16 protein-coding genes are annotated in these 13,861 nt (G+C 65.2%); 4 read left to right on the forward strand and 12 right to left on the reverse strand.

The genetic code is table 11. The features are described 5' to 3' along the window. The first annotated feature begins 125 nt into the window (after positions 1-125). Positions 126-479: a DUF1304 domain-containing protein gene (locus EJ069_RS28505; protein WP_126063980.1), complete on the forward strand. Its 354-nt coding sequence runs from the start codon at positions 126-128 to the stop codon at positions 477-479. 81 nt (positions 480-560) lie between these two features. On the opposite strand, the gene EJ069_RS28510 is transcribed toward EJ069_RS28505, so the two are convergent. The 7 genes from EJ069_RS28510 to EJ069_RS28540 form a co-directional block, all read right to left on the reverse strand. Further along, complete coding sequence (locus tag EJ069_RS28510) at positions 561-986, reverse strand: hypothetical protein (protein WP_126063981.1); 426 nt, start codon at positions 984-986, stop codon at positions 561-563. A gap of 250 nt (positions 987-1,236) precedes the next feature. After that, positions 1,237-2,265 carry a peptidoglycan -binding protein gene (locus EJ069_RS28515; protein WP_126063982.1) on the reverse strand — a complete coding sequence of 343 codons (1,029 nt, stop codon included), beginning with the start codon at positions 2,263-2,265 and terminating at the stop codon, positions 1,237-1,239. 1 nt (position 2,266) lies between these two features. Further along, the gene (locus EJ069_RS28520; protein WP_126063983.1) at positions 2,267-3,286 is read right to left on the reverse strand and encodes a MotA/TolQ/ExbB proton channel family protein; all 1,020 of its coding nucleotides are present in this window, start codon (positions 3,284-3,286) and stop codon (positions 2,267-2,269) included. 102 nt (positions 3,287-3,388) lie between these two features. Next, positions 3,389-4,081, reverse strand: a complete 693-nt coding sequence (locus EJ069_RS28525; protein ID WP_126063984.1) for a hemolysin III family protein — start codon at positions 4,079-4,081, stop codon at positions 3,389-3,391. 188 nt (positions 4,082-4,269) lie between these two features. Next, the gene (locus EJ069_RS28530) at positions 4,270-5,070 is read right to left on the reverse strand and encodes an inositol monophosphatase family protein (RefSeq protein ID WP_042645719.1); all 801 of its coding nucleotides are present in this window, start codon (positions 5,068-5,070) and stop codon (positions 4,270-4,272) included. 37 nt (positions 5,071-5,107) lie between these two features. Then, positions 5,108-5,674, reverse strand: coding sequence for an elongation factor P (gene efp, locus EJ069_RS28535; RefSeq protein WP_042645720.1), 567 nt, complete (start codon positions 5,672-5,674; stop codon positions 5,108-5,110). A 115-nt stretch (positions 5,675-5,789) separates the two neighbouring features. Beyond that, a complete protein-coding gene (locus EJ069_RS28540) occupies positions 5,790-6,536 on the reverse strand; it encodes a LysR family transcriptional regulator (RefSeq protein WP_245456343.1) in 747 nt (248 codons plus the stop codon). Between EJ069_RS28540 and EJ069_RS28545 the strand changes: the two genes are divergently transcribed. Next, the gene (locus EJ069_RS28545; RefSeq protein ID WP_245456344.1) at positions 6,504-7,775 is read left to right on the forward strand and encodes an NAD(P)-dependent alcohol dehydrogenase; all 1,272 of its coding nucleotides are present in this window, start codon (positions 6,504-6,506) and stop codon (positions 7,773-7,775) included. The two genes, EJ069_RS28540 and EJ069_RS28545, sit on opposite strands and share 33 nt — an antisense overlap. Before the next feature lie 9 nt (positions 7,776-7,784). Here the strand turns inward: EJ069_RS28545 and EJ069_RS28550 are convergent, their stop codons facing one another. From EJ069_RS28550 to EJ069_RS28560, 3 genes are all read right to left on the reverse strand, one after another. Continuing rightward, positions 7,785-8,957 (reverse strand): tetratricopeptide repeat protein, encoded by a 1,173-nt coding sequence (locus tag EJ069_RS28550; RefSeq protein WP_245456346.1) that lies wholly within the window; start codon positions 8,955-8,957, stop codon positions 7,785-7,787. Between the two features lie 7 nt (positions 8,958-8,964). After that, entirely contained in the window at positions 8,965-9,612 is a 648-nt protein-coding gene (locus EJ069_RS28555) for a thiamine phosphate synthase (protein ID WP_126063987.1), read from the reverse strand. Positions 9,613-9,790: 178 nt separating this feature from the next. Then, entirely contained in the window at positions 9,791-10,888 is a 1,098-nt protein-coding gene (locus EJ069_RS28560; RefSeq protein WP_126064900.1) for an adenylate/guanylate cyclase domain-containing protein, read from the reverse strand. A 160-nt stretch (positions 10,889-11,048) separates the two neighbouring features. On the opposite strand from EJ069_RS28560, the gene EJ069_RS28565 reads away from it, so the two are divergent. After that, positions 11,049-11,483, forward strand: a complete 435-nt coding sequence (locus EJ069_RS28565; RefSeq protein WP_126063988.1) for an SRPBCC domain-containing protein — start codon at positions 11,049-11,051, stop codon at positions 11,481-11,483. A 139-nt stretch (positions 11,484-11,622) separates the two neighbouring features. Here EJ069_RS28565 and EJ069_RS28570 read toward each other — a convergent pair whose 3' ends face one another. Next, positions 11,623-12,081 (reverse strand): GNAT family N-acetyltransferase, encoded by a 459-nt coding sequence (locus EJ069_RS28570; protein WP_126063989.1) that lies wholly within the window; start codon positions 12,079-12,081, stop codon positions 11,623-11,625. A gap of 161 nt (positions 12,082-12,242) precedes the next feature. On the opposite strand from EJ069_RS28570, the gene EJ069_RS28575 reads away from it, so the two are divergent. Further along, positions 12,243-13,013 carry a sulfite exporter TauE/SafE family protein gene (locus tag EJ069_RS28575; protein ID WP_126063990.1) on the forward strand — a complete coding sequence of 257 codons (771 nt, stop codon included), beginning with the start codon at positions 12,243-12,245 and terminating at the stop codon, positions 13,011-13,013. A gap of 45 nt (positions 13,014-13,058) precedes the next feature. Here the strand turns inward: EJ069_RS28575 and EJ069_RS28580 are convergent, their stop codons facing one another. After that, complete coding sequence (locus EJ069_RS28580; protein ID WP_126063991.1) at positions 13,059-13,610, reverse strand: DUF2269 family protein; 552 nt, start codon at positions 13,608-13,610, stop codon at positions 13,059-13,061. Between the last annotated feature and the right edge of the window lie 251 nt (positions 13,611-13,861).

A 13,861-nucleotide genomic window follows, 5' to 3' on the forward strand; every position in this document is an offset into this window, starting at 1 on the left:
GGCTGGCGCGAAAAGATACCAACGCACCGCGCTTGGCAACCCTGATCGGCCGGGATGGAACCAGTGGTCTTGCCTTGTGGGGCGGCTGCGTGATCAATGCCGGGAACAAACCGCTGGAGGGGACAATGATCGGCGATATCCTGGTCGGGCTGGTGGCGCTGATCCATTGCTATATCGTCTATCTGGAGATGGTGCTTTGGGACACGCCGCGCGGCCGCAAGGCGTTCGGACTGACGCCGGAATTCGCCAGCGCCTCGAAGGTGCTCGCCGCCAATCAGGGCCTCTATAACGGCTTCCTGGCTGCTGGGCTGTTCTGGGGACTCTATCTCGGCGCCGCAGGCTTTCAGGTCAAGATGTTCTTCCTGCTCTGCGTCGCGACAGCCGGCCTCTACGGCGCGGCAACTGTCGGCCGCAAGATTCTCTTCGTTCAGACGGTTCCGGCAGTGCTTGCGATCCTCGCGCTTTGGCTCGGCCTATAACCAAAACGATACGCGATCGAAAAAGGACGCCCTCGGGGCCAGGTCCCGCGGGCGCCAAATGGTCCGTTTCTGCCGGAGACGTCAGCCGTTCGGGTAGTTCCCGCCGTCGGAGCCGTCGCCCATCATGAAGCCGCTGCCGGTGTCGTTCATCAGCCTCTGGTCGACATTGTCGAGGCGGCGCAGCAGTTCATGGTATTGCGCGGACGGGATCCGGCCGTGATCCGAAGCCGCGACATGGTCCGCGGCCTGGCTGATGCGAGCGGCGCGCATGTGCAGTTGCTGCGCTTCGGAAGCCGAAATGTTGTTTGCCTGCCGAGCATCGGTGATGCCCTGATCCACGCCTTGGACCTGATCGATAAGACCGGCCGCGCGGGGGCCGACGAAATCGGCCGTAGGGGTCGCGTCGAGAGCCCCCTTGTGGTGTCCGGCCGCATAGGCGCCGGCGAGCGGGGCCGCGATCAACGCGGCAGCTAGGGTCATAGTCTTGAGAGATGTTGAAGCGCGCATGGCGGCGCATCCTCCGATAGGGAAGGCTGCGGCCCTGCCGCATTGCCTTCCGACCTTTGCGGGCCGTCCGGTTCCGTCGCGTCGCGATGGAGGCATCGCCGGCGGTCCCCGGCCCTGCGCGGCAAATTAGGTGCGTCGATCGCCGATGTGTAATTAAAAAATGATAATGTTTTCAGGTCTTGCCGCCAGAACTTGGCGCGCTAAGTATTGAGCCGACAAACAACTTCCCGTGACTTGGTGTGATAATGGATCACCGTTCGGTGAGCTTCAGTTCAATGCGGCGGTTCTTGCTGCGCGCCTCGTCGGTATCGGCGGGGTCGAGTGGCTGGAACTCGCCGAAGCCGGCGGCCACCAGCCGGTTGGCCGGCACGCCGTTCTCGATCAGGAACTTCACCACCGAGGTGGCGCGCGCGGTCGACAGTTCCCAGTTGTCGCGATAGCGGCCGGTGCCGGACAGCGGCTTGTTGTCGGTGTGGCCGTCGACGCGCAGCACCCAGCTGATCTCCGGCGGGATTTCCTTCTGCAATTCGATGATGGCGTCGGCGAGCTTCTTCATCTCGACCTTGCCGGCGTCGTTGATTTCGTCGGAGCCGGTCGGAAACAGCACCTCCGACTGGAAGACGAAACGGTCGCCGACGATGCGGATGTTCTCACGGTCGGCGAGGATCTCGCGCAACCGGCCGAAAAAGTCGGAGCGGTAGCGGTTGAGCTCCTGGACGCGCTGCGCCAGCGCGACATTCAGACGGCGGCCGAGATCGGCGATCTTGGTGTTGGAGTCGCGGTCGCGCTGCTCGGAGACGTTGAGCGCGTCTTCCAGCGCGCCGATCTGCTTGCGTAAGGCGGCAATCTGCTGGTTGAGGATCTCGACTTGGCTCAGCGCCTGCTGGCTGATCTGGCGCTGGTTGCTGAGCTCGCCGGAAAGCTGGTCCGCCCGCTTGTTGGCCGCGTCGCCGGCGCCGGCGCCCTGCGCCAGCAATTGCTCGAGGCGGCTCTTTTCGGCCTGCGCCGCCGACAGCGAGGCCTGCAGGTTCGCGAGCGAATCCTCCTTGTCCTGGCTGTTCGTGCGCTCCAGCGCAAGCAGCTGGGTCAGCTCGTTGATCTGCGAGTTGAGGCGATTGAGAACCGCATCCTTGCCGGAGATCTCGCGGCTGAGCAGGAACTGCGCCAGCACGAAGACGGTGAGCAGGAACATGATCGCCAGAAGCAGCGTCGACAAGGCGTCGACGAAACCCGGCCAGTAGTCGATGCGGCGGTCGGCGCGCCGTCTTGCCAGCGCCACGTCAGTGGACCCCTTGCTTCTTCAGCGCGTCGGCGATCTTCTCCAGCGTGTTGCGCATGGCCTTCTGCTCGTCCGACTGGGCCTCGACCCAGTCGCGCATGATCTGCTGCTCGGAGCGCATGTTCTTCACCAGCCCCGAGATGCCGTCGGCGAGGTTGGCCATGGCGGTGGCTACGCGCGGATTGGAGCCGCCGCCATTCTCCTGCAGGCTGCGCAGCCGCTCCGACAGCAGGCGGATGTCCTCGGAGGATTCGGTTTTGGCGGTGTCGGCGACGACGATGTCCGACGACAGGTCGGTGACCGAAGACAGCCAGTTCTCAAGCTCGGTGTAGAAACGGGTCTGGGCGCGGCCGGCCTGCAAGTCGAGGAAGCCGAGCACCAGCGAGCCGGAAAGGCCGAACAGTGAGGACGAAAAGGCGGTGCCCATGCCGGCGAGCGGCGCCGACAGGCCCTGCTTCAGCGCATCCAAGACAGCCGCGGCATCGCCGGTGCCGGGATCCAGCGCCTCGATCGTCTCGCGGATCGAGGCGATGGTGTTGAGCAGGCCCCAGAAGGTGCCGAGCAGACCAAGGAACACAAGTAGGCCGACCAGATAGCGCGAGGTGTCGCGGCTCTCGTCGAGGCGGGTGGCGATGGAATCCAGCATCGTGCGCATCGACGAGGTGGAGAAGGCGATCGTCGACGAGCGGCCGATCATCGCCTTCATCGGCGCCAGCAGCACCGGCTCGGTGGTTTCGGAGCCGGCGCGGAAGGAATTGACCCAGCGCACCTCGCGGAACAGCCGCCCGACCTGGACGAAGGCAAGCAGGATGCCGACCGCCAGCACGCCGACGATCAGCCCGTTGAGGCCCGGATTGCTGGAGAAGGCGGTCGAGATCTGGCGAGTGAGGATGGCGGCGATGAAGGCGACGATGATCAGGAAGATCACCATGGTGAGCAGGAAGACCTGCGGGCTCGACAGCTTGTGCGGATCGTAGACCAGGACGTCCGATCGCCTGCCGAAGGATCTGAGAAAAGCCATCCGTGCCCCGTTTCCGATGCCGCCCGCCGCAGAATTGCCGCGACTCTAAACGGAATTGTGACCAAATTGAATGGTGCTTGGCAATATCGCCTATGTCATGGATTAGAACCGGTTGACGACCAGGCAGTCGACCATGGCGGCCAGATGAAGGCCGGCGCCGGTGACGACGAAGCCGTGCCAGACGGCATTGTGGAAGCGCAGGCCCTTCCAGGCGAAGAAGATGACGCCGCAGGAATAGACGATGCCGCCGGCGACAAGCAGCGCGACCGAGACGGTCGGCAGTGTGGTGACCAGCGGTCCGGCCAGCACCACGCCGCTCCAGCCGATGGCGAGGTAGAAGACGATGGCCAGCCGGTCGTAGCGGCCGGGCAGGAACATCTTGATGGCGATGCCGGCCGCTGCTGCGCCCCACACGACGACGATCATGGGCAGCGCCAGCGGCGAGTTGTCGAGTTGGGCTAGGAAGGGCGTGTAGGTGGCGGCGATCAGGAGATAGATCGCGGCGTGGTCGAAGCGGCGCAGGATCCATTTCGCCGGCCAGGATACCGGCCACAGATTGTAGGCCAGCGACACCGACAGCACGGTGAGCAGCGAGACGACATAGAACACAGCGGCGGCATACTCGCCGGGGCCGGCATGGAAAGCCGCGAGCGCCAGGAAGGCGGAGCCCGCCGCGATCGCAAGCACGATGCCCACCGCGTGAACGATGCCATCGGCGATCATTTCGGCGCGCGAATAATGCCAGCGCCCCACAAAGGGGATTTCAATCTGCGTATCGGGCCGCGCGTCGTTCATCACATGATCCTGCAACCCTAATCTGGGCAGTCGCGGACCAGTATTTCAAGCTTCGGTTGCGGTTTTGCGACTGCGGCGCCGCGCGTCCTTTCGACGCAAAAAAACGCTGTGGCGCGTTGATTTGCGCATGATCCCTTACGAAAATCGATTCCGACTTTCGCAGTAGGGCGCTGATCGCGACGCCGCGCTCAGCGAGGCGCCAACGGCTTCTTCACGGTCTTGAGCAGCGCACGCTGGATGATCTCGTTGCCGGCGACGACCTCGCCATTGTCCAACATGTCCTGCGCGCCATCCATGTCGGAGACGAAGCCGCCGGCTTCGCGCACCAGCAGGATGCCGGCGGCGATATCCCAGGACGACAGGCCGGTTTCCCAGAACCCGTCCATGCGTCCGGCCGCGACATAGGCGAGGTCAAGCGCGGCGGAACCGAGGCGTCGGACGCCCGAGACTTCCGCCATGACGTTGCGCAGCTCGATCAGGAAGTTGCCGTGCTGGCCGCGGCCGAGATGCGGCACGCCGCAGCCGATCACCGCGTCGGTCAGCTTGGAACGGCCGGCAACACGCAGCCGGCGGTCGTTCATGAAGGCGCCGCCGCCGCGCTCGGCGGTGTAGAGCTCGTCCATCGCCGGATTGTAGACGACGCCGGCGACGATCTGGCCCTGGCGCTCGAGCGCGATCGACACCGAGAAGAGCGGGATGCCGTGCAGGAAGTTGGTGGTGCCGTCGAGCGGATCGACGATCCAGCGATGCTGGGCGTCCTCGCCTTCGACCGCGCCGCGCTCCTCCATCAGGAAGGCGTAACCCGGCCGCGCCTTCGACAGCTCGGCGTAGACGATCTCTTCGGCCTTGCGATCGGCCTGGCTGACATAGTCGCCCGGTCCCTTCATCGAGACCTGCAGGTTCTGCACCTCGCCGAAGTCGCGCGACAGCGAGCGGCCGGCCTTCATCGCGGCCTGGACCATGACGTTGAGGAGAGCGGAACGCGCCATTTTTTCTTCCTGGCTTTGTCTTCCTACCGGCCGGCGCTCAATCGGCGCGGCGCATGTAGGTGATTTCGTTGGTGTCGACGATGATGCGCTCGCCGGCTGAGATGAAGGGCGGGACCAGCACGCGGATGCCGTTCTCCAGCACCGCCGGCTTGTAGGAGGACGCGGCCGTCTGGCCGCGCACCACCGGATCGGCCTCGGTGACGGTCAGCGTCACCTGGTCGGGCAGCGAGATGCCGATCGGCCGCTCTTCGTAGAGCTGCACCGTCACCATCATGCCGTCCTGCAGGAAAGCAGCGCGCTCGCCGACGAAGTCCTTGGCCAGCTCGAGCTGCTCGTAGCTTTCAGTGTCCATGAACACCAGCGCATCGCCCTGCTCGTAGAGGAACGAGAAATCCTTGAGGTCGAGCCTTATCTGCTCGACGGTCTCGGCCGAGCGGAAGCGCTCGTTGAGCTTGGTGCCGTTGATCAGGTTCTTCAGCTCGACCTGGTTGTAGGCGCCGCCCTTGCCGGGCTTGACGGTGTTGGTCTTGACCGCCACCCACAGCCCGCCATCATGCTCGATGACATAGCCGGGACGGATTTCGTTGCCACTGATCTTGGCCATGATGAACTGATCCGGGTGAGATTTTCTAGCGCGGCTCGCGCTTTGGCGCCTCCAAGACCACAAATTGCGCATAGTGGCAAGGGAGGGAGGGGAGGTCTGCGCCGGCGAGCCGATGTCAGTTATCGCCCGCGATCGCCTTGCCGACGGCCTGAGCGATGGCGTCCGCCACCTTTGCCAAGGCGTTGAGGTGCGGGGAGCATAGCGCCACGACCCGCATCGAAAGGTCGAGATCGCCGGCGTCGATAAGCGCAAGGCCGTCGGGAATTCCGCGAGCCGCTAGCCGCGACGGCATCAGGCCAAGGCCATGCCCCCGACGCACCCATGCCATCTGCATTGCGGGGTCCTGAATTTCCGCCGCCACGACGAGCCGGCGCCGTTCGTCGCGCCCCATCCCGGACAGCAGCGTTTGCCGGGCGTCGCAGGGCTCGGGACTCAGCACCCAAGGCATCGAAGATTGGGTTTCGAGATCATGCGCACTCCCGCCGGACTGCGCGATGACGCTGAGGCGCTCGATGCCGAGCGCACCGGGACCCTCATAGTCGAAGGGTCTCAGGACTATCGCCATGTCGAGTTGGCCACGGTCGAACTGATCGACGAGCTCCGCGCTCCAGGCGGTACGCAGGCGCAGCGAGGCTTTTGGAAACGCGGTGGCGGCGCCGGCGATGGCATTGGCGACAGCGGCGTCGGATAAGCCGTGCGCCAGGCCGACGCGCAGTACACCTCGCGGTTCGGCTTCAGCCGCAAAAGACTTCAGAGCCTCCACCGAGGCGAGAATGTGCCTGGCGCGCGTCAGAACCTCCAACCCTGCAGCCGTCAGCCGCGGCGGCTTTTGCCGGCGATCGAGCAACGTCGTGCCGAGCACATCCTCCAGCCGCTGCAACTGCCGTGTCACCGCCGGCTGTGTCAGCGGCAGGCGGCGCGCGACTTTCTGGATCGAACCCTCCTCAGCGAAGAGCGCGAGAGTGCGAAGTTCCTCCAGCATCAGTCATGTTTCATATGCATAATCATTCTGATTATTATGAATTTGAAATCCAACGCAGCGCAAGCGATTTTCCTGCCGACACTCCAATCGAAGGAAGCCAAAATGCGCGCGATCGAATTGCAGGCACCGGGCGGCATCGAAAATCTCAAGCTGGTCGAGCGACCGATGCCGGTGCCGGGCCGTCAGGAAATCCTCATCAAGGTCAAGGCGAGCGCGCTCAATTACCGCGATGTCGAAATCGCCCGCGGCAGCTATCACACCAAATTCGACCTGCCGCTGGTGCTGCTTTCCGATGGTGTCGGCGAAGTGGCGGCCGTTGGCGCGGAGGTCAGCCGGTTCAAGGCTGGCGACCGTGTCTGCGGCACGTTCTGGCAACGCTGGGTGGCCGGCAGCTTCGTCATGGCCGAGGCGTCCTATCAGCGCGGCGGGCCAATCGACGGCATGCTCAGTGAGTATGCGCTGCTCGACGAGCAGGCGGCGGTGCTCGCGCCAGCCCACCTCAGCGACCTCGAGGCGGCAACGCTGGCCTGCGCGGGTGTGACCGCATGGCACGCGTTGTTCACCGAAGGCAAGTTGAGGCCGGGCGAGACGGTTCTCACTCTTGGCACCGGCGGCGTGTCACTGTTTGCCGTGCAGCTTGCGAGGACCGCCGGCGCGCGCGTGATCGTCACATCGAGTAGCGATGAGAAGCTCGCCCGGGCGAAGGAACTCGGCGCGCACGAGGGCGTGAACTATCGCGACAACCCGGACTGGGCGGAGGCCGTGCTGGCGCTGACGGATGGGCGCGGCGCCGACCACATCATTGAAGTCGGTGGGCCGCAAAGTTTTGCGCAGTCGCTCAAGACGGCGGCGCGCGGCGCACAGATCAACGTCATCGGCTATCTCGGCGGCAGCGACGGATCGATCAATCCCCTCGATATCTTCCGGCGCCAGGTCACGGCGCGCGGCATTCCAGTCGGGTCTCGCCAGTCCTTCGAGGCGATGAACCGGGCGATTGCCGTCAACGGCCTGCGTCCGGTGATCGACAAGGTGTTTGCCTGGCACGAGGCCGCATCGGCGCTTCGCTACCTCGAGCACGGCTCGCCCTTCGGCAAGGTCGTGCTCGACCATATGCGGTGAGGAGGAGGGCTACGGCAGGCGATTTGCCGTTTGCAGCGCCTGCTTGGTCTGGTCGTCGTCGAGGCCCTGGAGGAAATCGTCCATCTGCGGATCGATCAAACCGGCGCGGCGAGCGACGATATACCAGGCGCCGGCGAGGATCAGGTCCGGGTCGGTGCCGATGCCGCCCATATAGAGCTTGGCGAGGCGGTTCTGGGCGGCGACATTGCCGCCTTGCGCCGCCCGCCTCATCCAGGCAAAGCCCGATTTCAGGTCGCGCTCGCCACCGCGCCCCTCGATCATCCAGGCGGCGAGGTCGATCTGCGCCGTGTCGTAGTTTTGGCGCGCGGCTTGCGTCAGGAGGATACGCGCCTGGGCGTCGTCATGCGGCTTGCCGCCGGCGCCGTTGGCGTAGAGTTGCGCCATCGCATATTGCGCGTCGGCAAGGCCGGTGGCGGCCGCGCGTTCGTAGTAGACGGCGGCCTTCACAAGCCCGTCATCGCTGGGATCCTGCTGGACAAGCAACTGCGCGAAGTTGAACTGCGCAAGCCGGTTGCCAGCCTCGGCCGAGGCCTGCATCAGCGCGAAGGCGCCCTTTTCGTCCTTCTTCACATAGCGGCCATCGAGCAGCATCAGCGCATATTGGAACTGCGCCTCCGGCACGCCCTGCTCGGCGGCCAGCCCATACCATTTTGCGGCCTCGGCGGGATTGAGCGGCACGCCCAGCCCGCGCGACAGGATTTCGGCCACCAGCGTCTCGGCGGCCGGATCGCCGTTCTTGGCGCGCTCCATGGCGAGATTGTAGGCGGTCTTGTAGAGGCCGCGCTGGAAGGCGCCATAGGCGGCGTCCGGCTGCTTGGCGCCGAAACGGTCGGGATTGACGGTGTCGGCCGATGGCGGAGTCATGGTGGCCGGCTGCGGCAAGGTGTTCTGGATCGGCTTGTCGATATGCGGATCGCCGCCGAATCGGCTCGCATCCGGCGCGGTGTCCGGCGTGGCTGTGTCCGGTTTGCCCTTATCCGGCGTGCCCGTGTCCGGCGAGCCTGCATCCGGCTTGGCTGTGTCGGGCGCGCCCTTGTCCGGCGCACTCGTCTCCGGCCGGGGCTGGGGCAGAGGCACGGTTTCGGTCGCGCTCGCCGTGTCGCCCAGCCAGCAAGCCGGAACCAGCAAGCCGGCCAGGACGGCCAGAGGAAGCACACGCAAGCGCACGTCAGTCCTCGAAACGCGGAGCGGTTTCATCGAGCAGCGCGTTGGCGGCGGCGACCGCCGCCGCGGGATCGCGCCCATCGGCGAAAACGGCGCTGGACAGCGCCACGAATTCGGCGCCGGTCGCGGCCACCGCCTCGACGGAAGCAAGCTCGGAGCCGCCCATGACGATGCAGGGGATCGAGATCATCTCAGCCCACCATTCGCCGAGGGCAAGGTTGCGGTGATGCGGCTCCGGCTTGTTGTCGTAGCCGAAGCGGCCGAAGAACATGTAGTCGGGCCGCTCCTCGCCGAGCTCCAGCGCCTCATCGCGCGTCTTGGCGCCGCCGGCGCCGACCATCATCTTGCCGGCCAGGCGCTCGATCGTCTCGGCGAGCTCCCGCGGCTTTGCCTCGACATGGATGCCGTCGGCCTGGACGCGACCCGCGATGCGGCTGTCGCCGGCGATGATGACGGCGATGCCCGCGCCTTGAGCGATCGGCACGATCCGTTCGGCGAAGGCCTGGAAGGAGGCGTCGTCCATGCCGTTGTCCGGCAGGATCAGCGAGGCGACGTCGCCGCCCTCGAAGGCCGCGCAAATCTGCTCCGCCGGTACGAGCGGCGGCGCGATCAGCACGATGCGGCAGCGATTGGGCGGGGTTAAATCGTTCATTGGCCTTCGATCCCGGTTTCGCCTATGCCGGGCGAAGATGGTTGCATTGCGGCATAGAGCAAAGCGGCCAGCTTGAACAGGAGGGCGAAGCAGGATCGTCGAGCGCGGGGACGCCGGCGGATCGCCGTGCTCCGTCGTTTACAGAGCCGGTTCGCGGAAACGCCGAACCGCTCCAGGATCACCCGTCCGGCAGGCTGAAGACGGCGCACGGTCTGACAATTCCACGCAATTGGTGTTCGCCCAACGGGACCAAGGGCGTCGTGGTTTCCGCGGCGACAGCGCCGGAGATCAGGACGCTCCGTCCAAGCGGCCGACACAGGCCTTCGAGCCTGCTGACGAGGTTCACGGCCGGGCCGATTGCGGTGAAATCCAGACGGTCGGCTGTGCCGACATTGCCCCACACCATGTCGCCGATGTGCAGCGCCATGCCGAATTGCAGCTCGGGCATGCCTTGTCCGGCACGAACCTGATTGAGCTGCGCCATCCCCGCCCGCGCCGCTGCGACCGCGCGCAACGCCGCCTCGCAAGCCTCTGAGACCGAGCGCTCGCCGACAGGAAAGATCGCCAGCACGCCGTCGCCGATGAATTTCAGCACCTCGCCGCCAAACGCGTGAACGGCGCCGGCGATGCGATCGAAGCTGGCGTTGAGCGCCGCCACGACCTGCTCGGCGTCCGTCTCTTCCGACAGGGCGGTAAAGTCGCGCAAATCGCTGTAGAGCAGGACCGCGCGGATTGTCTCGCCAACCTCGCGCCGCGAACGGCCGGCCAACACCTGCGCCGCGCTGCGTTGCCCAAGATAGGCCTCAAGCAGGGCCGACAGCGTCGACCTAGCGGCGAGAGCGGCAAGCGGCGCCACGGCGAAGCGCGCCACCTGGTCCAGTGTTTTCGATTCGTGCTCCGCGAGAGGGCGTGCCGCGGCCCAGTTCAGTTTTGGATTCCCCGATTGCGCATCCTCGCGCTTGGGACCAACCGTGTAATCGTGCACGACACCGGTTCCCAGTCCCGCCAGCCATTCGCGTCCGAGATCTGCCTGTCCGGTTCCAGGCATCATGCCGGCGCCAAAACCCAGCGCCTCCATGACGACGCCTGTCTGCGCCTGCCACAGCCAGGCGCGGCGCGTTATGATCGGATGCGGCGCGGCGAGCGTCAGGGCTCCACCGACGAGCGGCAACCCGTCGTCAACCAGCCGCGCGCCGAGCGTGGCCAGAAAATCATCCGGCTGGATGGCGCCGCCGGCGCTGTCGACCAGCCAGGCGAAAGTTGAAGAAAGCCGCATCGATATGATCATGCTTCGGCGTTCCGTCGCTGTCACCAGCGCGAATCGACCCAACGAGATTTTAGTTGAACGGCAGGGCGATTTGGCTTCGAATCGAAAGCGCTGGCCCGGCGCCACCTGCCAGGCGAGCCGCGTTGGCGCGCAAACCCGGGAGGTTTCGATGGCTGAACCCTTGATCGTTCGTCGCGAGGTACAGATCGCGGCGCCGCCAGCGACAGTCTTCGCCTTCCTGACAGATCCGGACAAGATTGTGCGCTGGATGGGAACGGAGGCAACGGCGGAACCCAGCCCTGGCGGTCTCTATCTGCTGAATTTGGGAGGAAGAGCCACGGCTCGCGGCCAATTCACCGAGGTCATACCCGTCCACCGCCTTGCCTACAGCTTCGGCTGGCAGGGCAACGATCGGACGCCACCCGGTTCGAGCCTCGTCGAAATCGATCTGGTCGAAGAGCCGGGCGGGACGCGGGTCAAGCTCACCCATAGCGGCCTTGCCGACCGAGAGATTTGCGACAGCCACGAGAAGGGCTGGACGCACTATCTGGATCGGCTCTCAATCACCGCCGCCGGTGGCGACCCGGGACCGGACAAAATGTAGGGCAGCCGCCGCAATTGCCGACAGCCAGCGGCCAATCGCTAGTGCATTTCACCGTTGCGCGGAAACGGCGAAACGCGCTATCTCCTTGTTTTTACGCAATTCCGGACGGAAAACCGCTCATACCTCTCCTGGAATTGCTCTAGAGTTCAAGCTTGTAGCCGATATGGCTGGCCTTGAAGCCAAGGCGCTCATAGAAGCGATGCGCATCCGTCCGGCTCTTGTTCGTCGTCAGTTGCACGACCCGGCAGCCGCGCTCGCGGCATTTGTCGATCGCCCATTCCAACAGGCGCTGTCCCAGGCCTTCGCCGCGCCGGGTGGACGCGACGCGCACGGCCTCGATCTGGCCGCGCCATGCGCCGCGCTGCGATAGGCCGGCGAGGAAAGTGAGCTGGAGCGTGCCGATGACGTCGTCGCCATAGGTAATCACCGCGAGCAACTGGTTCGGATCGCGGTCTATCGCCGCGAAGGCGTCCAGATAGGGTTGCGCCAGCGGCAGGCTTGCGTCTTCACGGGCGCGGCCCAGCGCATCGTCGGCAAGCATTGCGACGATGACCGCAATGTCGGCTTCACGTGCACGGCGAATGCTGATGGCGCTCATTTCAACACTCCGAGATGGCGGGCCGACCGACTGCAGACCCTGGCGGAGCGGACGGTCGTCCCGATTGGTCGGCAATAGCGGATGCCGGCATTAATGACTATCCCGCCGGCGCCGTTCTGCGCTATGGCTTGGCTCCCCGCCTTCTCCAACTTTTCTTGCCGATGTCAGGCCTGCTCAGCGATCCGTGGTTCTATGCCGCCGCCATCCCGGCGGTGATCCTTGTCGGCCTGTCGAAAGGCGGCTTCGGCGGCGCCGTCGGCTTCGTCGGTGTGCCGTTGATGGCGCTGACCATCCCGCCGGTCCAGGCAGCGGCCATCCTGCTGCCGATCCTGTGCCTGATGGATATCGTTTCGGTGTGGACGTGGTGGGGCGTCTATGATCGCAAGATGCTGGTCGACATGATGCCCGGCGCCGTCATCGGCATCGGCCTCGGTTGGCTGACCGCCGCCTTGGTGACCGAGGAGATGGTGCGGCTGATCGTCGGCGCCGTCGCGCTGGTGTTCGTGCTGCGCTGGCTCTACCTGCAGTCCCGCCATGGCGCCGATCATGCGGCGGGGCCGAACCGCATCGCCGCCGCCTTCTGGGGCACGGTCGCCGGCTTCACCAGCTTCGTCGCCCATGTCGGCGGTCCGCCCTTCCAGGTCTATGCGCTGCCGATCCGGCTCGACCCGAAAGTGCTGTCCGGAACCTCGGCGATCTTCTTTGCCGCCACCAACGCGCTGAAGCTCATCCCCTATTTCGCGCTCGGCCAGTTCGACACCGCCAACCTGACGGCCTCGGCGGTGCTGATGCCGCTGGCGCCGCTGTCGACGATCGCCGGCGCCTGGCTGGTACGCCGCATGCGGCCGGAGATCTTCTATCCGTTCACCTACGCCACCGTCGCGGTGGTCGCCGTCAAGCTGCTGTGGGACGGCATAGTCGGCTTGATGTAGAAACAAGGCGGCCTTCCAACCGCCTCGCTCCAAAAAACGCGACGCTCAGGCGGCGCTCGGCACCAGCTGGCGGCCGCCGCCGAAGGCGAGTGCGGCGCCGAGCGCGACCACCATTGCCATGCCGGCAAGAATGCCGATGTCGTGCAGGGTCGGCTTCAGCACCATGTCGGCGATGATCACCAGCATCACCGCATAATCGAGGCGCGCCCATCTCATCATGCGCTGGCCGATGGCAAGGACGGCGGGCGTCACACCCTGCTCGGCGACCATGGCGCCCATGCGCTCGCCGGTCGGCTTGAAGATCAGCATGCCGATCGAGAACGTCGTGGTATAGCCGACGAGGCCGATGACGATCCACAGCTCGCCGAAGCCGACCCAGAAGCCGCACATGACGAGACCGAAGATCAGCGTCAGCATCGACATCGGCGCGAAGAACCTGCCGCCGAGCTGTCCGCTGGCGCGCATTGCCTGCAGCTTGTCCTCGATGTTGCCGGCACGCTCGGCCAGCACGCCGAGCAGGAACAGCACGAAGCCGCCGCCGACCCACAAGATAGCCGAAACGACGTGAAGGAATTTGACGATCGAATACCAATCCATGGTTTGCTCCCGGATATCCTGCCTGATTCAAGCGGCGAGGATTCGCGCGCCGCTTCAGAGGAGCGGGCTTTTGCGTGGCGCGTGTTTCGGAACGATGCCGCGGCAGCGGCGGGCATGTTACAGGCGGCCACGATCGGCATTCGAAAATCCGGTTTTAGACGCCCAGCGGCGGAGCCGCTGTCCTGTTCCGGCACAGGGAAGCGCGCTCGCTTAAAAAATCGCCGCCGCGTTAAGGGTTCGTTAAGCTTTAC

It is taken from the genome of Mesorhizobium sp. M2A.F.Ca.ET.043.05.1.1, from assembly GCF_003952445.1.
Classification (GTDB): Bacteria; Pseudomonadota; Alphaproteobacteria; order Rhizobiales; family Rhizobiaceae; genus Mesorhizobium.

Bases quoted from the DNA above. Each gene is read 5' to 3' on its own strand.
- EJ069_RS28505 (WP_126063980.1), top strand. From the start codon at position 126: ATGATCGGCGATATCCTGGTCGGGCTGGTGGCGCTGATCCATTGCTAT.
- EJ069_RS28510 (WP_126063981.1), bottom strand. From the start codon at position 986: ATGCGCGCTTCAACATCTCTCAAGACTATGACCCTAGCTGCCGCGTTG.
- EJ069_RS28520 (WP_126063983.1), bottom strand. From the start codon at position 3,286: ATGGCTTTTCTCAGATCCTTCGGCAGGCGATCGGACGTCCTGGTCTAC.
- EJ069_RS28525 (WP_126063984.1), bottom strand. From the start codon at position 4,081: ATGAACGACGCGCGGCCCGATACGCAGATTGAAATCCCCTTTGTGGGG.
- EJ069_RS28530 (WP_042645719.1), bottom strand. From the start codon at position 5,070: ATGGCGCGTTCCGCTCTCCTCAACGTCATGGTCCAGGCCGCGATGAAG.
- efp (WP_042645720.1), bottom strand. From the start codon at position 5,674: ATGGCCAAGATCAGTGGCAACGAAATCCGTCCCGGCTATGTCATCGAG.
- EJ069_RS28555 (WP_126063987.1), bottom strand. From the start codon at position 9,612: ATGAACGATTTAACCCCGCCCAATCGCTGCCGCATCGTGCTGATCGCG.
- EJ069_RS28560 (WP_126064900.1), bottom strand. From the start codon at position 10,888: ATGCGGCTTTCTTCAACTTTCGCCTGGCTGGTCGACAGCGCCGGCGGC.
- EJ069_RS28565 (WP_126063988.1), top strand. From the start codon at position 11,049: ATGGCTGAACCCTTGATCGTTCGTCGCGAGGTACAGATCGCGGCGCCG.
- EJ069_RS28570 (WP_126063989.1), bottom strand. From the start codon at position 12,081: ATGAGCGCCATCAGCATTCGCCGTGCACGTGAAGCCGACATTGCGGTC.
- EJ069_RS28575 (WP_126063990.1), top strand. From the start codon at position 12,243: ATGTCAGGCCTGCTCAGCGATCCGTGGTTCTATGCCGCCGCCATCCCG.
- EJ069_RS28580 (WP_126063991.1), bottom strand. From the start codon at position 13,610: ATGGATTGGTATTCGATCGTCAAATTCCTTCACGTCGTTTCGGCTATC.